General features: G+C 69.1%; 17 protein-coding genes. 11 read left to right on the forward strand and 6 right to left on the reverse strand.

The window, feature by feature from the left end; genetic code table 11:
* Position 1 precedes the first annotated feature (1 nt).
* Together HUW46_RS38775 and HUW46_RS38780 are read right to left on the reverse strand one after the other, a co-directional pair.
* Positions 2-427 (reverse strand): protein-tyrosine phosphatase family protein, encoded by a 426-nt coding sequence (locus tag HUW46_RS38775; RefSeq protein WP_215543661.1) that lies wholly within the window; start codon positions 425-427, stop codon positions 2-4.
* Positions 424-1,368 (reverse strand): nucleoside hydrolase, encoded by a 945-nt coding sequence (locus HUW46_RS38780; protein WP_215543662.1) that lies wholly within the window; start codon positions 1,366-1,368, stop codon positions 424-426. Before HUW46_RS38780 ends, HUW46_RS38775 begins: the two co-directional genes overlap by 4 nt.
* Positions 1,369-1,514: 146 nt before the next feature.
* Between HUW46_RS38780 and aspS the strand changes: the two genes are divergently transcribed.
* The 7 genes from aspS (at position 1,515) to HUW46_RS38815 (ending at position 8,874) form a co-directional block, all read left to right on the forward strand.
* Complete coding sequence (gene aspS, locus HUW46_RS38785; protein ID WP_215543663.1) at positions 1,515-3,302, forward strand: aspartate--tRNA ligase; 1,788 nt, start codon at positions 1,515-1,517, stop codon at positions 3,300-3,302.
* Positions 3,302-4,243, forward strand: coding sequence for a DUF389 domain-containing protein (locus tag HUW46_RS38790; RefSeq protein ID WP_215543664.1), 942 nt, complete (start codon positions 3,302-3,304; stop codon positions 4,241-4,243). The genes aspS and HUW46_RS38790 overlap by 1 nt, the downstream gene beginning before the upstream one ends.
* 66 nt (positions 4,244-4,309) lie before the next feature.
* Positions 4,310-5,503 carry a phosphotransferase gene (locus HUW46_RS38795; RefSeq protein WP_215543665.1) on the forward strand — a complete coding sequence of 398 codons (1,194 nt, stop codon included), beginning with the start codon at positions 4,310-4,312 and terminating at the stop codon, positions 5,501-5,503.
* Between the two features lie 85 nt (positions 5,504-5,588).
* Positions 5,589-6,440 carry an SGNH/GDSL hydrolase family protein gene (locus tag HUW46_RS38800; protein WP_215543666.1) on the forward strand — a complete coding sequence of 284 codons (852 nt, stop codon included), beginning with the start codon at positions 5,589-5,591 and terminating at the stop codon, positions 6,438-6,440.
* A gap of 36 nt (positions 6,441-6,476) precedes the next feature.
* Complete coding sequence (locus HUW46_RS38805) at positions 6,477-7,847, forward strand: replication-associated recombination protein A (protein WP_215543667.1); 1,371 nt, start codon at positions 6,477-6,479, stop codon at positions 7,845-7,847.
* Positions 7,848-7,923: 76 nt separating this feature from the next.
* Positions 7,924-8,139 (forward strand): hypothetical protein, encoded by a 216-nt coding sequence (locus tag HUW46_RS38810; RefSeq protein ID WP_215543668.1) that lies wholly within the window; start codon positions 7,924-7,926, stop codon positions 8,137-8,139.
* Between the two features lie 72 nt (positions 8,140-8,211).
* Entirely contained in the window at positions 8,212-8,874 is a 663-nt protein-coding gene (locus HUW46_RS38815; RefSeq protein ID WP_215543669.1) for a hypothetical protein, read from the forward strand.
* On the opposite strand, the gene HUW46_RS38820 is transcribed toward HUW46_RS38815, so the two are convergent.
* A complete protein-coding gene (locus HUW46_RS38820) occupies positions 8,867-9,994 on the reverse strand; it encodes an HNH endonuclease signature motif containing protein (RefSeq protein ID WP_215543670.1) in 1,128 nt (375 codons plus the stop codon). The two genes, HUW46_RS38815 and HUW46_RS38820, sit on opposite strands and share 8 nt — an antisense overlap.
* A gap of 430 nt (positions 9,995-10,424) precedes the next feature.
* On the opposite strand from HUW46_RS38820, the gene HUW46_RS38825 reads away from it, so the two are divergent.
* Positions 10,425-11,606: an acyltransferase family protein gene (locus HUW46_RS38825; RefSeq protein ID WP_215543671.1), complete on the forward strand. Its 1,182-nt coding sequence runs from the start codon at positions 10,425-10,427 to the stop codon at positions 11,604-11,606.
* A 9-nt stretch (positions 11,607-11,615) separates the two neighbouring features.
* On the opposite strand, the gene HUW46_RS38830 is transcribed toward HUW46_RS38825, so the two are convergent.
* The 3 genes from HUW46_RS38830 to HUW46_RS38840 are packed head-to-tail and all read right to left on the reverse strand — an operon-like array spanning position 11,616 to position 14,154.
* Positions 11,616-12,089 carry a hypothetical protein gene (locus tag HUW46_RS38830; RefSeq protein ID WP_215543672.1) on the reverse strand — a complete coding sequence of 158 codons (474 nt, stop codon included), beginning with the start codon at positions 12,087-12,089 and terminating at the stop codon, positions 11,616-11,618.
* Positions 12,086-13,483 (reverse strand): sensor histidine kinase, encoded by a 1,398-nt coding sequence (locus HUW46_RS38835; protein ID WP_215543673.1) that lies wholly within the window; start codon positions 13,481-13,483, stop codon positions 12,086-12,088. Before HUW46_RS38835 ends, HUW46_RS38830 begins: the two co-directional genes overlap by 4 nt.
* On the reverse strand, positions 13,480-14,154 hold the full coding sequence (locus HUW46_RS38840; RefSeq protein WP_215543674.1) for a response regulator transcription factor: 675 nt from the start codon (positions 14,152-14,154) through the stop codon (positions 13,480-13,482). Before HUW46_RS38840 ends, HUW46_RS38835 begins: the two co-directional genes overlap by 4 nt.
* Before the next feature lie 111 nt (positions 14,155-14,265).
* On the opposite strand from HUW46_RS38840, the gene HUW46_RS38845 reads away from it, so the two are divergent.
* The 3 genes from HUW46_RS38845 to HUW46_RS38855 all read left to right on the forward strand — a co-directional run bounded on the left by HUW46_RS38845 (position 14,266) and on the right by HUW46_RS38855 (position 18,770).
* Entirely contained in the window at positions 14,266-15,003 is a 738-nt protein-coding gene (locus HUW46_RS38845; RefSeq protein ID WP_254125369.1) for an SGNH/GDSL hydrolase family protein, read from the forward strand.
* Between the two features lie 199 nt (positions 15,004-15,202).
* Entirely contained in the window at positions 15,203-17,212 is a 2,010-nt protein-coding gene (locus tag HUW46_RS38850) for a hypothetical protein (protein ID WP_215543676.1), read from the forward strand.
* A gap of 19 nt (positions 17,213-17,231) precedes the next feature.
* Positions 17,232-18,770, forward strand: a complete 1,539-nt coding sequence (locus tag HUW46_RS38855) for an ABC transporter substrate-binding protein (protein ID WP_215543677.1) — start codon at positions 17,232-17,234, stop codon at positions 18,768-18,770.

Genomic DNA, 18,770 nt, shown 5'->3' on the forward strand with positions numbered 1-18,770 from the left:
ATCAGCCGAACCGTTCGACCCACCGGCGCTGCCACGGCGTCTCGACCGCACGGCGGTGGTAGTGCGCACGCGCCCACGCCACCGCTTCCGACGACGGGACACCGTCCAAAATGGCCAGACAGGCGATCGCGGTGCCGGTCCGGCCGACGCCGCCGTTGCACGCGATTTCGACGGCCTCCCCGGCGTTGGCGCGTTCGTGCAGCGCCTTGAGGCGGCGCGTCGCTTCCGCGCGGTCGCGGGGGACCCGGAAGTCCGGCCAGTCGAGCCAGTCGTGCGGCCACGTCAGCCCGTCGTCGTGGCGCGCCCGCAGTTTCGCGGAGCCGAGGTACAGGCCGTAGTCGGGAATCCCGTCCGGCGCCGGGTTCCGCAGTCCGCGCCCGCGCACGGCCGTGCCGCCGGGCAGGGTGATCGACTCGGGAAGGGTCATCCTCCGAACGTATCCAAAAGCAGCTTCGCGAGCATCGCCGCGTCGGCGCCGAACGCGACGTGCGCGTTGCGTTCGGCGGTGCTCTGCGGGCGCGTGTCGACGACCGTGCGGCCGATCGTCAGCGGGCTCACCGTCTCCACGTCGACGGGGAGGTGCCTGGTCGTGATGATCTCCGGCGCCACCAGGTAAGCGGTGCAGACGACGTCGTGCACGGGCGCGGTGCCGCCACCGGTGATCTCGTCGTAGGCGGCGATGCGCCTGCCGATGAACCGGGCGGCCGCGGTCCCGGCCGGGGTGCCGAGCTCCGCCAGCGCGTCGCACGTGTCCTGGCCGATCAGCGCCTGATGGGTGGCGTCGAGGGGCACCAGCGTCAGCCGCGCGAAACCGGCGGACAGCACGAGCGCGGCGGCTTCGGGATCGGCCCAGACGTTGAACTCCGCGGACGCCGTCACGTTGCCGACCGCGTGCCCGCCGCCCATGATCACGATCTCGTCGACCGCTTCGGTGAGCGACGGGTCGACGGCGAGCGCGGTCGCGATGTTGCTGAGCGGCCCGACCGGCACGAGCGTGATCTTTTCGGTGGTGGCGCGCAGGGTTTCGACGAGGAACTCGATGGCGCCGGTGTCGCGGTGCGCGCTCGTCGGCTCGGGGATGGGCAATGCGCCGCCGTGCGGGTCCATCGACCCGCCCTGCCGGTAGTGGCGCTGCCCCGGCAGCCCGGCACGCCCGACCGGGCGCGCGAGCCCCTTGAAGACGCCGATCTCGGCGTGCCCGATCCAGTCGAGCACGCGCAGCGTGTTGTCGGTGGTCGCGTCCACGCCGACGTTGCCCGCGACGGTCGTGACGCCGACCAGGTCGAGGCCGGGATGCAGGGCGGCGAACATGATCGCCACCGCGTCGTCGGTACCGGTGTCCACGTCGAGGATCAGTTTGCGAGCCACGGTGGCGATCCTTTCGCAGCACCGCGCACCGTGTCCATCGGGAAACCGGAAACCTGGTAGCGGGCTCCCCCGGGGTGTTCGTTACGCTTTGCCGTCGGCGAAACCGCAGCTGACACGTATACGAGAGCCGAAGGAGAGCACCCGCAGTGCTTCGCACCCACGACGCCGGCACACTTCGTGCCGAGCAGGCCGGTCAGACCGTCACCCTCACCGGTTGGGTGGCCCGGCGGCGCGATCACGGCGGTGTCATCTTCATCGATCTCCGCGACGCGAGCGGCGTCTCCCAGGTCGTGTTCCGCGAGGGCGAGATGGCCGAGCGCGCCCACCAGCTCCGCGCCGAGTTCTGCGTGCGGGTCGTGGGCGAGGTGTCGAAGCGGCCCGAGGGCAACGAGAACGACGAGATCGCCACGGGCGCCATCGAGGTGCTCGCGACCGAGCTGGAGGTGCTGTCCGAGTCGGCGCCGCTGCCGTTTCCGATCGACGAGCGGGTCGACGTCGGCGAGGAGGTCCGCCTCAAGCACCGCTACCTCGACCTGCGCCGCAGCGGTCCGGCCGCGGCGATCCGGCTGCGCAGCGAGATCAGCCGCGCGGTGCGCGAGATGCTGCACGAGCAGGACTTCGTCGAGGTCGAGACGCCGACGATGACCAGGTCCACCCCCGAGGGCGCCCGTGACTTCGTGATCCCGGCGCGCCTGCGGCCCGGCTCGTGGTACGCGCTGCCGCAGTCGCCGCAGCTGTTCAAGCAGCTGCTCATGGTCGGCGGGCTCGAGCGGTACTACCAGATCGCGCGCTGCTACCGGGACGAGGACTTCCGCGCCGACCGGCAGCCGGAGTTCACCCAGCTCGACATCGAGATGAGCTTCGTCGAGCGCGACGACGTGATCAAGATCGGCGAGGACGTCGTCGAATCGCTGTGGAAGGTGATCGGGCACGAGGTGCCGCGGCCGTTCCAGCGCATCACCTACGCCGAGGCGATGGCGAAGTACGGTTCGGACAAGCCCGACCTGCGCTTCGACCTCGAAATCACCGATATGACGGCGTTTTTCGCCGACACGCCGTTCCGCGTGTTCCAGGCGCCCTACGTCGGTGCGGTGGTGATGGCCGGTGGCGCCGACCAGCCGCGCCGCCAGCTCGACGCGTGGCAGGAGTGGGCGAAGCAGCGCGGCGCCAGGGGATTGGCCTACATCCTCGTCAACGCCGACGGCACGCTCGGGGGGCCGGTCGCGAAGAACCTGTCCGAATCCGAGCGCGAAACCGTCGTCGAGGCGGCGGGCGCGAAGCCGGGCGACTGCATCTTCTTCTCCGCCGGCCAGGCGTCCACCACCCAGCCGCTGCTCGGCGCCGCGCGCGACGAGATCGGCAAGCGCCTCGGCCTGATCGACGAGGACGCGTGGTCGTTCGTGTGGGTCGTGGACTTCCCGCTGTTCGAGTCGACCGCCGACACCGACGACGTGGCCGTGGGCAGCGGGAGCTGGACCGCGAAGCACCACGCGTTCACCTCGCCGACCCCGGACACGATCGGCAAGCTCGCCGACGACCCCGGCGGCGTGCTCGCCTACGCCTACGACATTGTCTGCAACGGCAACGAAATCGGCGGCGGCTCGATCCGTATCCACCAGAACGCCTTGCAGAAGCAGGTCTTCGAGATCATGGGCCTGTCCGAGGAGGAGGCGCAGGAGAAGTTCGGCTTCCTGCTCGACGCCTTCCAGTTCGGCCCGCCGCCGCACGGCGGCATCGCGTTCGGCTGGGACCGGATCGCCATGCTGCTGGCCAAGGCCGACTCGCTGCGCGACGTGATCGCGTTCCCGAAGACCGGCGGCGGCTACGACCCGCTGACGGCCGCGCCCGCGCCGATCACCGCGCAGCAGCGCAAGGAAGCCGGTGTGGACGCGAAACCGGCACCGAAGGGCGAGGCCAAGGCCGAGCAGGCGTAATGCTGCACCTCAGGGCGATCTGCCCTGCGGAGTCCACCGCCGAAGCGGTGGCGGTCCTGCGCGAGCACCCCGGCGTGGCGCACCTGGTCGTGCACCACGGTGCCGCCGTGCAGCCCGCCGGGGATCTCGTGGAAGCGGATGTCGCGCGCGAGGCGGCCGACGAGATCGTCGATGCATTGTGCGAACTGCAATTGGACCACGCGGGCGGGATCACGCTGGAAGCACTCGACACCGCCTTGTCCGACGCCGCGGACAAGGCGGAGGAAGACGCGCCAGGGGAGGGCGCCGACGCGGTCGTGTGGCAGGAACTGGTGGGCCGAACGGGTGAAGAAGCGAAGTTCAATCTGACCTTCGCCGCGTTCCTCACCATCGCGTGCCTGCTCGCCGCGGTCGGGGTGGTGACGGACTCGTCGGTCACCATCGTCGGCGCCATGGTGGTGGGCCCCGAGTTCGGGCCGCTGGCCGCCATCGCGGTCGGATTGGTGCTGCGCAAGGGAGAACTGGTCCGCCGCGCCGGGCTGGCGCTGCTCGTCGGTTTCCCCCTCGCGATGCTGGTGACCGCCGGTGCGACGCTGCTGGGGGAGAAGGCGGGCCTGTTCGATCGCGCGGTGGTGAACAACGCCCACACTGTGGACTTCGTCTACTCCGTCGGGCCGTTCTCGTTCGTCGTCGCGCTCTTGGCGGGCGCCGCCGGTATGTTGTCCATGACGTCGGCGAAGTCGGCCGCACTGGTTGGTGTGTTCATCTCGGTGACGACCGTCCCCGCCGCGGGGTACGCGGTGGTCGCGGCGATTCTCGGCAATTGGGACCGTGCCGGGAACTCCGTGCAGCAGTTGCTCGTAAACCTGGTGGGGATCGTCCTCGCCGCAGCGGTCGTCCTCCTGCTCCGACGGCGGAAGCAACGCGCCGCGGGCTTGGAACGTCCGTTGTCACGAGGGTGATTTCGCAGAGATTTCACCACCAGGCCAGTGGTCACGGTTGCTCGCTCACGAGTAGGGTCGGACACAATGACAGTGGATTCTTCGGGCACATCCTCACTCAACGGCCAGGCAGTGGCTGCGGGGCCCGAAGCCCTCGCCATCCAAGCCGCGATGTCGGCGGGTGAATCGGTTCTGGCACACCGTTTCGGCAGCGCGATCACCCTGGTCGACGCCGAACACCTCGACGGGAGCGGCCCGGCGACCGTGGTCAGGGCCAGGATCGCCTCCTCGTCGTTCGCGCTGCCGCGCACGCTCGTCATCAAGCACTACCCGCAGCGGCCCGCGAAGGGCGCGGTGGACCCGTTCGCCCAGGAGGCGGTCAGCTACCAGCTGTTCACCGCGCTCTCCCCGGACGAGCGCATGTGCCCCGAACTGCTTGCGCACGACGGCAAGCACCGCGTGCTGGTGATCGACGACCTCGGTGACGCGCCCACGCTGCGCGACAAGCTGCACGGCCGCGACGCGCGCGCGGCGGAGCGTTCACTGCTCTCGTGGGCGCGTTCGCTTGGCAGGCTGCACGCGAGCACGGCGGGCAGGGAAGCCGACTTCAACGCGTTGCTGAGGCGCCTCGGCGGGCCGGTGAAGGGCGAGGACACCACGCCGGTGCTCGCGACCGCCCAGCTGCCCGCGCTGCTCGAAGAGTTGTTCGGGGTGGCGACTTCGGAATCGATCCGGCAGCGGGCCGAGCGGTGCGCCGAGCACGCGCGGTCGTTGTCCTACCGCGCGTTCAGCCCGGTGGATCTGAGCCCGGACAACAACCTCGTGACCACCGGCGGTGTGCGCTTCCTCGACTTCGAGCGCGGGCTGGTCCGCAACGCGCTCGTCGACGCCGCGGAACTGCGGGTGCCGTTTTCGTCCGGCGCCGGCGCGCTCGCGTTGCCCGCAGGGATGAGCGAGGCCATGGTCGCGGCGTGGCGTGCCGAGGTTTCCAGCGTGTGGCCGGTGCTCGCGGACGAGGAGGTGCTCACCGAGCACCTGCTCGACAGCCAGCTCCTGCGCGTGTGGATCAGCAGCTGGGAGCGGCTGCCGAAGCTCCCGAAGGGCAAGGCAGGCCAGGTCAGCGAGGCGGCCGCGCTGGTGACGTGGTGGCGCGACCTGTCCGCCCGCGCCGAGCTGGCAGGCAGCGCGGAGGTCGCCGAGCACGCGGCCGCGGTCGCCGCCGCGGTGGACGCGGCGCACGGTCCCGGCCTCGAACTGGCGCTCTACCCGGCCTTCCGGTAGCCGCGCACCGAGGGTTCTTCCAGGCGTCCCCGCCGCGTTACCCTGCCATCACCGCTGATGAGTGTCGGTGACCCATGGTCTGAGTGTGACCGTGGTGAGCGAGAAAGTCACTCAGGGCCAAGACCCGGTGGAACCCTCCTTCGTCCCACCCGATCCGCGTCCGGCGCGGCGGCTGGCGGTGCTCGGCGACTCCACCGCGGTGGGGCTCGGCGATCCGCTGCCCGGCGGCACGTGGCGCGGGGTCGGGCCGCTCGTCGCCGACGCGCTCGGCATCGGCGAGGGCGGTTACGCCAACCTGTCCTTCACCGGCGCGCGCATGCACTGCGTGCTGACCGATCAGCTGCCCGCCGCGCTGGCGCACCGTCCCGACGTCACGCTGATCGTGGTCGGCATGAACGACACACTGCGTTCGGACTTCTCCGCGTCGGCGATCGAAGCGGATCTCGACAAGATCATCGTGGAGCTGACCGCGGCGGGCAGCATCGCGATTCCCGTGCGCTACCACGACCACGGCAAGGTGTTCCGCCTGCCGGGGCCGTTGAAGCGGGCGCTGAGCGCGCGGGTGGCCGAGCTGAACGAAGTGATCGACACCGTGGTCGCGCGGCGCGGGGTGCCGTGCCTCGACCTGGTTTCCCTGCCCGGCGCCTACGACCTGACGGCGTGGAGCGTGGACCGGCTGCACCCCTCGGAGCTGGGGCACCGGATGCTCGCGCAGGGCTTCGCCGACCTGATCGAAGGCGCGGGCTTCGCCGTACCGGAACCGGTGAGCCTGGTGTGCTCCGGCGGGCTCGAGCCGGGCGCCGCCCAGCACCTCGGGTGGCTGGTGTTCAAGGGAATCCCGTGGTTGTGCCGCCGCGGGGCCGATTTCCTGCCCTACGCGGTGGCGATCATCGCGCGGTCGTTCGCCGAGTCCGCGAGGCGTCGCCTGCCCCGCTGACGCGCCCTGTCGGTGCTCGCGGCTACCGTAAAGCCCGTGGGACAGGACGAACTCTTCACGGTGAACCCCGACGCGGCCCCGCCACCGGAGCCGGTGTCGGACGCTCCGCGCGTGCAGGTGGTGCCCGCGGGATCGCCGCTGGCGGTGCGGATGCGGCCGCGCACGCTCGACGAGGTCGTCGGCCAGAAGCACCTGCTCGGTGAAGGCGCGCCGCTGCGGCGGTTGGTCGAGGGCGCGGCGCCCGCGTCCGTGCTGTTGTACGGCCCGCCCGGCACCGGGAAGACCACGCTGGCCAACCTGGTCTCCACCGCCACCGGCCGCCGGTTCGTCGCGCTGTCGGCGCTGTCCGCCGGTGTCAAGGAAGTGCGCGGCGTGATCGAGGAAGCGCGCCGCAGGCGGAACTACAACGCGGAGAACACCGTGTTGTTCATCGACGAGGTCCACCGGTTTTCGAAGACTCAGCAGGACGCGCTGCTCGGCGCGGTCGAGGACCGCACGGTCCTGCTGGTCGCGGCGACCACGGAGAACCCGTCCTTCTCGGTGGTGTCGCCGCTGCTGTCCCGTTCGCTCGTGCTCCAGCTGCGCTCGCTCACCGACGACGACATCCGCGAGCTGCTCACGCGCGCGGTGGAGGACGAGCGTGGCCTCGCGGGCGAGCTGACCCTGGAATCCGAGGCCGAGGATCACCTGGTCCGGCTCGCCTCCGGTGACGCCAGGCGCGCGCTCACCGCGCTGGAGGCAGCGGCCGACGCCGCGGCGGCGACCGAGGCGGGCGTGATCGACCTGGCCACCGTGGAGTCCACTGTGGACAAAGCGGCGGTGCGCTACGACCGCGACGGCGATCAGCACTACGACGTGATCAGCGCCTTCATCAAGTCCATCCGGGGGTCCGATGTGGACGCCGCGCTGCACTACCTGGCGCGGATGATCGAGGCGGGGGAGGATCCGCGCTTCCTGGCCCGCAGGCTGGTGGTGCACGCGAGCGAGGACATCGGCATGGCCGATCCGACGGCGTTGCAGTCCGCGGTGGCCGCCGCGCACGCCGTGCAGTTCATCGGGATGCCGGAGGGCAGGCTCGCGCTCGCGCAGGCGACGGTGCATCTGGCTACCGCGCCGAAGTCGAACGCGGTGATCACGGCCATCGACGCGGCGATCTCGGACGTGCGCGCGGGCAAGGCAGGCGTGGTTCCGCCGCACCTGCGCGACGGGCACTACGCCGGCGCCGAGAAACTCGGCAACGCCAAGGGTTATCGCTACCCGCACAACGTGCCGGAAGGCGTGCTCGCCCAGCAGTATCCGCCGGACACCCTGGTCGGTCAGGACTACTACGAGCCGACGCAGCGCGGCGGCGAACGCACGCTGGCCGAGCGCGTCCCGAAGCTGCGCCGCACCATCCGGGGTTCCTGAATTCCGTTGCCGGGCACGGAGGCCGCTCGGTACGGTGCGCGTTTCGCAGGATGAGTCGTGTCGTGAGGAGCGCCGCGTGCCGGAATCGGTGTGGGAGATCAGGCTGGGTGTTGTCGCGTCCGAAGCGCAGGCCGACGAGTTGAAGGAGCGGATCATGCGGCTGCTCTGCCCGGATCCGGACCACGCGCCGCCGTGCCCGATTCCGTGGTCGTTGGCTCTGATGCCTGCCGACGACGATGCCTATCCGGGTCTGCTGGAGCAGCACCGGATCGAATCGTCCCGCCGTGGCTAGCTGGGCAAAGCAAGCTGTTCCTTTGGGCATGGCTGGCCCTCTTCTCCGCGAATTTCGCGCGGCTCTGGAAGCATGGTCGCCGTGACACGCCACAGCGCGACGTTCGGTCCCGCCCACTGGATTCCGGTTGCCTCGCGTGCCTGGACGAAGGAGCTGCTGCGTTCTGAAGGTGACTCGTTTACCTTGCTCCGTCTCGGTCGTGACGCCGAGTTCGGGTTGTCCGGTACCGAAGACGATCGGATCCTGGTGCTGGACGGTGAAATCGGCATCGACGGCGTGGTGCATGGGGCTGGCGCGTACTGCGCCCGCCGAGGTGTGGTTTCCAGTCCCAGCAAGTGCCTGGCCCTCGTGTTGAGCGGCGAGCGGCTGGGCGCTCCGGCCGACGACGTGTTCAGCCCGGATGGGTGGCGCGAATCGGGGCCCGGTCAGTGGTTCCGGCTGCTGCTGGACGTCACCTTCGATGAGCATTTCGACGAGCGGCTGGTCGGGCTCTCCTATTTCGAGCCTGGGGCGGCGGCGCCGCGACACCCGCACCGTACGGCGCACCGGTTCCTGTTCCTCGACGGTGAGGCCGACGACGAGCTGGTGTTGCCGGACGGAACCCGGCAGGTCGCCCATCGGCGGCGGGGCGATTTCGTCGACTACCCGTACCCCATCGAGCACCAGCTCTTCAGCCGGACCGGCTGCATGAACCTCTTCCTGCACGAGCCGATCCCAGGCGGGCGCGTCAGCTGAATCCGGTGGTGTCGTCGGTGTAGGTGCGGCCGTCCGGGGTGGTGACGGTGGTGTCGCCCTTGTCGTCGGTGCGGAATTCCCATCCGGGTTCGTCGCGCAAACCATGACGGACGCGGCAAAACGGCCTCATGTTGACTTTGTCGGTTGCGCCGCCCTCGCTCCACGGCTGCGCATGGTCGAGGTCGGAGTACTGGGCGGGCCGGAAACACCCTGGCATACAACAGGTCCGGTGCAGGACTTGGACGTACTTGCGCATCTTTTTCGACGGCCGGTAGCTCTTCCGGCCCATGTCGATCGGTAGCCCGGTCATGGGTTCGGACACGATCCGGTTCCACATCGAGTTGGCGTCGAAGGCGATCTCGCGGGCCATCTCCGGTGAGATTTCCCCGCATCCGGCGAGTTCGCCGGGGTTGTTCCGCATCCCCATCAGGGTCGGGAGGTCGATGTAGACGAAGATCTGCGCCTTCGGCTTGCCCCCACACTCCCCGCCCAGGCACCGTTCCACCAATGCATCGACTCGGAGCTGGTCCATGGTGCGCTTGTCGCCTTGGCGCTTCTTTTCCAGCGCATCCCGGTCGCACGCGGCGTAGATAGCCTGGGCGCGGTCGGAGGGCAGCTCGGCGAACAGTGTCGAGGATCCGTGATCGCCGTGTCGGATTTCGAGCATGCGTGCGGCGGTCTTGGCCTGCCGCCGCGCCTCGTACTCTTCCGGGTCGACGCGCATCAGCAGTGTGTTGACCATCCTGCGCAGTGAAGCGGAGTTCTTGTTCTCGAACTTCAGCCGTGAGTCCACTTCCCGCGCGACCTCTTGGGAGGCGCAGGCGGTGGCCTCAAACACTTTGGCCGCCATGCCCTCGTCGATGAGCCCGTTCTCCAGGGCTTCCAGGGTGCGGGGCAGGTATGAGGTCAACGCGTCAGCGAGCGCCGCCTTCCGCTCCGCCCCCGCCTGCGTGCAGTTGCACGACAACGCCACCCAGGCAAGCACTGATCTTCGCGACCACTCCTGATTCATGGACGCGATTTGCCGAAGCAGCATCGCCTGCCCATACCGTAACCACCTCTTCCAATGCTCCGCAGAATCAGCAACAACCCGCTCGCAAGCATCCTCTAGTACGTCCACAAAACAATTCTACCAACCATCTTGTCACCCATTCGGGTACAGAAATGATCACAACCTGCCACAACGGGACCACGACGCAACAGAACCCCAAAAAGCGAACGGGACCGTCAATGCGTCGGGGACGGCACATCAAGGTGACCAAAGGTTTTCGTTCCGTTGGCAACTGCCGCTGGTGACCAACGACGGAACCCGCACCGTGGAGCGGCAGTTGTCAACGGCGCGCCGCAGGCGTGCCTGAAACTTTCACCGTGCCCACCAAACACGCGAGCAAAAACCCGAAAACGCGAGCAAACCCGAAAATGAAGCCCCCATTTTCCACTCTACTCGGGCGCACCGACAATTCTGAGGAGAGACCCGAGGCGCCAGTTTGCGACAAGACCGCGACACGACGGCGACCAGCCCCCGACACCCCCGCACGACAGTGGGCTCCATGACACGAGTGCACGAAGCCCCGTCCCGCCAACGGACGCGGCTACCCGCGTTGGACGGCGTCCGCGGGGTGGCGATCCTGGGCGTGCTGCTGTTCCACACCGGCCATTTTCCCGGCGGATTCCTCGGTGTGGACCTGTTTTTCGCGTTGTCCGGGTACCTCATCACCGATTTGCTGCTGCGCGAGGTCGAGGGGACGGGCACGGTTTCGCTGGTGGCGTTCTGGGGGCGTCGGATCCGTCGGCTGCTGCCCGCGTTGGCGGTCGTGCTCGCTGCGGTCACCGTGCTGGTGTGGCTGGTGGGGTCGCCGGAGGTGGTGCGCACGACGCTCGCGGACGGGCCGTGGGTGCAGGCGAACCTGGTCAACTGGCACCTGCTCGCGGAGTCGGCTGGCTATTGGGACCGGTTCGGCGCGGCGAGGGTCTTCGAGCACCTGTGGAGCATCGCGGTCGAGGAGCAGTTCTACCTGGTGTGGCCGGTGGTGCTGCTGATCATCGCGAGGTGGGCGCGACGCGTTGACCGCGGGGTCGCCGTGGTCGCGCTGCTGGCGTCGGTGCTTTCCCTGGCGCTGATGGTGATGCTGGTCAGCGGGGGAGATCCGACCCGGGTCTACACCGGAACGGACACCCGTGCGTTTTCGCTGCTGTTGGGGGCGGTCGTGGCCACCCGATCCGTGCGAACCCTGCTGACCGGGCGGTGGATCGGCCCGGCACTGGTGTTCCTGGCGGCCGGGATCGGCCTGCTGTGGTGGCTCGCCGACGGGGAGAAGTCGCAATGGCTCTACACCGGCGGGCTCTTCGCGCACTCGCTGGCGGCCGCACTGCTGATCGGGATGTGCGCGAGCGCGCCGCACACGATGGTCGCCAGAATCCTTTCCCGCCAACCACTGCGCTGGCTGGGCTCGATCTCCTACAGCCTCTACCTGTGGCACTGGCCGGTTTCCGTGCTGCTCCCCGCGCAGTGGACCGGCTGGCCCCGCACCTTGCTGGTGTGCGCGGTGTCCATCGGTCTCGCCGCACTGTCGAAGTACTTCGTCGAGGACCCCATCCGCTTCCGCGCCGACTGGGCGAGGGGACGGACCGGGCTGGTCGTGTTCGGCTTGACGATGGCGGGACTGGCCCCGCTGTGGCTGGTGTTGCCCGCACCGGCACCGATCACCGTCGACATCAGCGGGCTCCGCTGACCACGCGGATCAGGTGATCAGCGGGCAGGACCGCAGCACCTCGGATTCGGGCGTTGGCTGAGTGAACACGACCCGCACCTTCGTGTTCCTCGGCCCACCGCCGCGCACGTGGACGTCGAGCGCGGTGCACACGAGCTGATCGATGCCGAGCGAACTCAGTTCGTGCACGGTCAACGGCACCAGCAACCGGATCACCCCTGGCTCGGTGGTCACCACCACGCGGGGCACCGCGTTCGAAGCGATCTCGGTGTGCAGGCCCGAACCGCCGGGCCCGCTCAACAGCAGCGACAGCGCCTCGGAAATCGTGCCGAGGCTGCCGGTGTTGCGCAGCTGCGGACGGAGTTCATGTCGCGCGTCGACGAAGTAGAGCGTGGTTCCCGGCGCGATACCGGTCGGCGCCTCACCTCCGGCGGTCGGCCCGGAAGGTTCGACACCGCAGGCGGAAAGCAGCAAGGCCAGTAACGCCAGGCAGATCCGTTTCACCGGTCCTCCTCCAGGTTCCACGGCAGCCGCAGCACGAATCGCGCGCCACCACCGCGCACGTTTTCGGCGACGAGTTCGCCGCCGTGCACGCGGGCGTTCTCACGCGCGATCGCCAGCCCGAGCCCGCTCCCCGGGGTTCGGGCACGGGCGGCGTCGGCCTTGTAGAAGCGGTCGAACACGTGGGGGAGCACGTCTTCGGGAAGACCCGGCCCGTGGTCGGTGACTTCGATCCGGACCTCGTCGGGGTGTGCCGAGACCTCGATGCGCACCGGCGGCGCGCCGTGCCGCAGCGCGTTCCCCGCCAGGTTGGCCACGATGACGTCCAACCGTCGTCGATCCACCCGGAGCAGGATCTCTTGTGGCACAACGAGTTCGACCCGGTCCAGCCAACTCCGCGCGCGCAGGCAGTCGCGCACCGCGCCCGCCACGTCGACCTCTTCGAGCCGCACCGAAGCGGTTCCGGCGTCCAACCGTGAGACCTCCATGAGGTCCTCGACGAGTTGGACCAGCCGGTGGGTTTCGGCGATGGCCAGCTGTGCGGATTCCCTGGCGTCGGCGTCCATTCCGTCGGCCGTCACCGCCAGCACCTCCATCACCGCGGTGAGCGTGCTCAGCGGGGTGCGAAGCTCGTGGGAGACGTCCGCGGCGAACCGCTTGGCGTCGGCCTGCATTCGCCGCATCGCCGTCATCGAGGTCTGCACCGATTCGGCCATTTCGTTGATGCTGGCCGTGAGCTGGGCGAGTTCGTCCGCGCCCTTCGGGGGAGAGCGCGCATCGAGGTCACCGGACGCGATCCGGCCCGCGGTGTCGCGCAGTTCCCGCACCGGACGCAGCACGCTGCGCGCGGCGAGCAGCGCGAGCAGGACGGCGAGCGGCAGTGCCACGGCGGCGGTGAGGCCCGCGGACCGCGCCAGCCCGTCGATCTGCTGCTCGACATCGGTGAGGTCGTGCACCGAATAGACCTCGATGCCGGACGGGGTGCGGGTGCCGTCGGAGGCGGTGATCATCACCGGGGTGCCGATCAGCAGCCACGGGGTGCCCCGCGCGGTGACCCGCTGGGTCACGAGCCGGTTCTCGCCGCGCACCGCGGTGCGCAGCGCGTCGGTGATGAGATCGGCGCCGCCTTCGGAACGCAGCTCCCGATAGGTGACCAGCGTGTTCGCGCCGACGGCCGAGCGCAGCCGGTCGAGCGCGTTCTGGTCGGGCGGGTAGGTGAGCCCGGGAGCGATCGCCCCGATCCGGCTGGTGAGCGTCTCGGTGAGCCTCAGCTCGGTGGAGGTGACCAGCGAAGCACTCGCCGATCCCGCACTCGACCAAGCGGCAGCCCCGGCCCCGAGCACGGTCATCAGCACGAAGGCGACCAACAACCTGGCACGGAGCCCTTTCGGCCTCATACCGGGCCGAACCGGTACCCGAATCCGCGCACGGTCCGCACGTACACCGGGTTCGCCTGGTCGGCTTCGATCTTCCCGCGCAGCCGCTGCACGCAGTTGTCCACCAGCCGGGAGTCGCCGAGGTAATCGTGCTCCCACACCTCCTGCAACAGCTGGGTGCGGCTGAACACCCGGCCCGGCGCACGGGACAAGGTCAGCAGCAACCGGAGTTCGGTCGCCGTCAGCGCCACCGGTTCGCCGCGCACCGAAACGGTCAGCGCCGCGGTGTCGATTCGCAGCTCGCCGTGCACCCGCACGCCGTCGGACGCGCCCGCGCTGCGGCGCAGCACCGCGCGGATCCGCGCGTCCAGCACCGTGGGCTGCGCCGGTTTCACCACGTAGTCGTCGGCACCGGCCGCCAGTCCGCCCACGACGTCGAAGTCGTCGCCGCGCGCGGTCAGCATGATCACCGGTACCTCGCCCTCGCCCCGGATCCGGCGGCACACTTCGAATCCGTCGATGCCGGGCAACATCAGGTCGAGCACCACCAGGTCCGGTGTGGACGCACGGAACTCGGCGAGCCCGTTTTCGCCGGTGTCCGCGGTGCGCACGTCGTGACCGTGCCGGGACAACGCGAGCTGGAGGCCGCGCCGGACCAGCGGATCGTCCTCGATGAGCAGTATCGCCACCACCCGTCCAGTATGGACAAGGCGCCGCGCTCCCGCCGGTCCGGAGTTCTTCTGCGACACGATCGCGACACACCGGCGCAGTGGCCGGGACACGGCATCGGCAGGGTCGGAACCATGACCAAGAAGCGAAACCTCCTCCTCGGCCTGACCGGCCTGCTCCTGGCGACCGCGGCTTGCTCCGGAAACGCCGTGCTCGCACCGGCAGGCGGGGAACAGTCCAAAGTGGTCTTCCTCGGCGATTCGGTCGCGGTGGGCGAGGCCCTGCCGATGGCCGCCGCGTTCAAGGCCGGTGGAGTCGGCTTCGAGTCTCTCGCCGCGGAAGGCGGCGGGAACGTCGTCGGCCCGTTCTCCGACGAGAACTGGAAGAAGCTGCCGGGACAAATCACCGCCGCGAAACCGTCCGTGGTCGTCTACCAGATAGCCACCTACGACTGGGGCACCGAGGCGGAACAGAAGGCCGCTTACGCCAAACTGCTCGACACGGTCACCGGCGCCGGCGCGAAACTGGTCTTCGTCACCATGCCGCCGATCAAACCCGATGACTTCTACCAGCCGCACATGGCCGACCTTGCCCGCACTTCCGAGATCGCACGCGCGGTCACGGCGGGCTCCGCGGGCAAGGCCAGCGTGCTGGACTCCGGTGAGGTGTGGGGCGACGCCTACCAGCAGACGAAGGACGGCAAGGCCGACCGCAGCGCGGATGGCATCCACACCTGCCCGCAGGGCGCCGCGCGCTTCACCGGCTGGCTGCTCACCGGACTGGCGAAGATCATCCCCGGCTTCACACCCCCGGCCGCGGACACCTGGGCCAACACCGGCTGGTCCGCGGACAAGCACTTCAAGGGCTGCTGACCGAACGCCACCTCGACGTGACGCTCGGCTAACCGAAAAGAATCATGAAAACCGGCGACGTCGTGCATTCCACCGCGCATGGTGAGAAAAGAAAGTCATGGAAGCCGGTTCGGTGTGGCAGCTTCAGGCCCGGTGAATCCGTCTCGTCGGTCGTGTGCATATCCTGGTGTCCTGCGGAACTCCAGGGAGAATGCGCGAAATGGTCGGAGAAAGTCATTCAGGTTCGAGAGAGCTCACCAGGCGCCTGCTGTGGAACCGGTCGTCGGGTGGCTACCCGTACGCGCCGGTCGTGGTCCTGCTCGGCCCGTCGGGATCGGGGAAGACCCATGCGCTGAAAACGATCTCCGATGACCTCGGCTGGGGTGTGGTGCACGCCGGGTTCGCGTTCCCCGAAGGGGGCCCGGTGCCCGCCGTCGAGGTGCTCGTCCGCCTCGTCTACGGGTTGTCCCGCAAATGGCGACATCGCGCGAAACCGCAGTTCGTGCGTTTCACGAGCGCGTTGATCGCCGCGGGAGCGGAACTCGAGGGAAAGGACCGGGAGCAGGACAGGGCGAGGATCCGGGAATTGATCTACGAATTCGGGCGCCGGAGATCCGCCGCTGACCTGCAGCGCCTGGTCTCGGATCTGGTGCGGGCAGGGTCGGCGATCAGCTTCATCCCGGCACCGGTCGGCGAAGTGGTCACCAGCCTGTTCCCGTACGTGGTGCGGACGGTGCGGCCCCGGTTGCGAAGGGCGTTGCGCTCACTGGCCGACTTCCCGCAGGCAGGGGGAGGCGATCCCTTCGACGCGCTGGTCGATCTGAATCGGTTGCTGCACGGCGCCCGCCCGGACGTCAACACCGCGACCGCGTGGCTTGTCGACGCGTTCTTCGCCGACGTCCGCGACAACCACCGCCGGATGTCGGCGACCGAACCCAAGAGCCCGTGCGCGTGCCACAACCCGGACAACACCAAGCACGTGCACAACTGGGTGATCATGCTCGACGACGTCGACCACCCCGGTGGCGTCGAGTTCCTGTCGCTGCTCTCCGACGCCAGGGAAGCGTACCGCCGACGTCATCCGGACGATCCCGGCCCGCACGACCCCTTGCTGTTCGTGACGACGAGCGGCCGGTGGCGCCGTCAGTGGGAGCCTGCCTGGCGTCCACCGTGGAGCCCCGAGCGGGACGTGTCCAGAGCGGTGCCCGCCTGCGCTGACGCTTCGCTCACCCGGTGGGCAGAGCCGCAGGCCGAAGCCGCGCGGTCGCCGTACTACCCGGTCCTGCTCGATCCGCTGACGGTCAAGGCCATCGCGGACGTGCTCGGCACCGACGTCGCCGACCCGAAGGCCGAGTTCGTGCTCCAGGCCACCGGCGGGCTGCCCGCGGCGGTCCAGCAGCTCGCGCCGCGGCTGCGGGAGCCCGCGATCCTTCCCGGCGCCCGCGATCTGCTCGGCACGGACGACCGCGCGGGCGGACCGTGGTACTCGCGGTTGGAGGCGCTTCGGCTGGCCGATCGGCTTCCCGGTGTCGAGATCGACGATGTCGTCACCGCGGCGCCGTTCGCCACCGCGCCCTGGCTGATCCCGCTCCCGGCGCGCGGTCCGATCAACCAGCCGCACGTGGGCCAGATCCTCACCGAACTGCGCACCGCGTTGTGGGTGATCGTCCCCGGCTCAAGCGTCGCGACCGCCGACTACGTCAAGCTCCACCCCTGGGTCGCCGCGAACCTCGTGTACGCGTTGGCTCGTCGAGGGGACAAGCCGCATGCCTCCTACCTCGATCAGTTCACGGCCCTGCGGGACGCGCCGGACAACGACGACCTCCGGCGGGCCTATTCCCGCCTGGCGCTTGGTGACATCTCGTCGGTGGCCGAGTTCTTCGAGGCCGCTTTCGACACCTGGTCGCACCACGACTGGGTCGGCAGGCTGACCGTCGTCGTGCACGCACCCGATCACCTGTCGCTCGACAAGGGGTACCAGCAGCTCTACGAAGAACTGGTCGAGCAGGACATCAGCCGGAAACCGGGTGAGCGCGGCGAGATCCGCAACAACGTGACGAGGCTGCTGGCCGCGGCCTGGCTGTCGGCCAACCCGTTCGCCGTGCGCGGGCAGAACCAGAACACCGAGATGACGCGCGCTTTCACGGCACTGGCCAGCGCTTCCCAGCTGGCCGATGTCTCGGCGCTGCACGACGCCGCCGAACGCGCTGCTCAAGGCCGCTGGCCCTGAACCATCGAATGGAATCGTGATGCGCCCTTTCCCCGCGTTCCCCGATCGCTTCGCGCGCAGACTCCGCTCCGGCGGGCCTCCCGTCCGGCCGCGCAGCAGGTGGTACCGCTACCGGTTCGCCGCGCTGGCCGTCGTCGTGCTTCTCTTGCTCTGGCCGATCATCTGGCTGCGTCCGTGGGAGCGGTGCGGTGATGGCCTGCACTCGGTGGATTCGGTGTGCGTCGGCCTCGACCTGGAGTCCACCGCGCTGCGGGAGGACGACCCGCTGGCGGACCTGGAAGCGCTCATCGCCGAGCACAACGAACACGTCGGCCCGCGGTTCAAAACCGTTGTGGTGCTGGAAAACCTGACCACGGACCCGAGCAGCGACAGCACACCCATCGACTACATCCGGCACCAGATCCAGGGCGCGATCGCCGCCGCGTGGCCGCAGGACCAGCCTTCCGGGACGAAGCTGCTGCTGGCGAACTACGGCAGCAACGCCGAACACTGGGGTGAGGCCGTCGACGAGATCATCGCCGCCGCCGAGAGCGAGCACATCGTCGCGGTCACCGGGATCGGGACGAGCTTGGAGAACACGAGGCGCGCCGTCGCCGCCCTTTCGCGGCAGCACATCCCGACGATTGGCGCGACCGTGACCGCCGACAACATGAACGTCGACCCGGACGGCAAGCCGATCAAGGAGTTCTTCCGGGTGGGGCCGACCAACACCGACGAAGGCCACGCCGCGGTGAACCACGTCGCCAAGAGCGGCTACGGGCGCGCGATGATCGTCGCGGACGTCAACGAATCGGACCAGTACGTCGCCACGCTCGCCAAGTCCTTCCGTGACCCGCAGGCCGGGCAGGTGCTGTCCACCAAGAAGTTCGACTCGCCGCAGGGCAAGCCCGCCGGCACCGACCGCGACAAGTACCTCCAGCAACTGTTCCGCACCATGCACTCCGACATCTGCGGAGCCCGCCCCGACGTCATCTACTTCGCCGGGCGCGGGGTGGACGTCCGCTCCTTCGTGACCGCGCTGTCCGACGACGGGGCGTGCGAGCAGCTGCGTTCGGTGACCGTAATCTCCGGGGACGACACGGCTACGCTGGTCCGATCCCCGTTGCGGCTCGACGGGGACATCGGGGTCCGCGTCCTCTACACCGCGCTCGCCTACCCGGACCAGTGGAAGATGTTCAAGGGCAACGAATCCTCGCTGACCTACGAGACGAACTACCGCGATTTCGAGAACGAATTCGTCGGCACCCACCAGTTCGCCAAGGAACACCTGTGGGACGGCGCGGCGATGATCGAGCACGACGCGGTGGCCGCCGCGCTCAGGGCCGCCGAGCTCGACCCGGCGGCGGGCGCCACCACGATGGCGAACTTCCTGCGCTCCTTCGACTGCAACTCCCTGGTTCCCGGTGCGACCGGGTTCCTCGCCTTCGACCAGGACACCGGGAACCGGATCGACAAGGCGACGCCGATCCTCGAGATCGACAAGTTCGGTGGGGTGAAGCCGATCGACCTGGTGTGGCCGGAGGGACATCCCATGGACACGTCGCAATCCTGCCGCTAG

Source organism: Amycolatopsis sp. CA-230715 (assembly GCF_018736145.1).
Lineage (GTDB): Bacteria > Actinomycetota > Actinomycetes > Mycobacteriales > Pseudonocardiaceae > Amycolatopsis.

Coding starts and splice junctions, on each gene's coding strand:
- HUW46_RS38845 (WP_254125369.1), top strand. CDS start 14,266: ATGACCAAGAAGCGAAACCTCCTCCTCGGCCTGACCGGCCTGCTCCTG.
- HUW46_RS38775 (WP_215543661.1), bottom strand. CDS start 427: ATGACCCTTCCCGAGTCGATCACCCTGCCCGGCGGCACGGCCGTGCGC.
- HUW46_RS38795 (WP_215543665.1), top strand. CDS start 4,310: ATGACAGTGGATTCTTCGGGCACATCCTCACTCAACGGCCAGGCAGTG.
- HUW46_RS38815 (WP_215543669.1), top strand. CDS start 8,212: ATGGTCGCCGTGACACGCCACAGCGCGACGTTCGGTCCCGCCCACTGG.
- HUW46_RS38790 (WP_215543664.1), top strand. CDS start 3,302: ATGCTGCACCTCAGGGCGATCTGCCCTGCGGAGTCCACCGCCGAAGCG.
- HUW46_RS38835 (WP_215543673.1), bottom strand. CDS start 13,483: ATGAGGCCGAAAGGGCTCCGTGCCAGGTTGTTGGTCGCCTTCGTGCTG.
- HUW46_RS38855 (WP_215543677.1), top strand. CDS start 17,232: ATGCGCCCTTTCCCCGCGTTCCCCGATCGCTTCGCGCGCAGACTCCGC.
- HUW46_RS38850 (WP_215543676.1), top strand. CDS start 15,203: ATGGTCGGAGAAAGTCATTCAGGTTCGAGAGAGCTCACCAGGCGCCTG.
- HUW46_RS38825 (WP_215543671.1), top strand. CDS start 10,425: ATGACACGAGTGCACGAAGCCCCGTCCCGCCAACGGACGCGGCTACCC.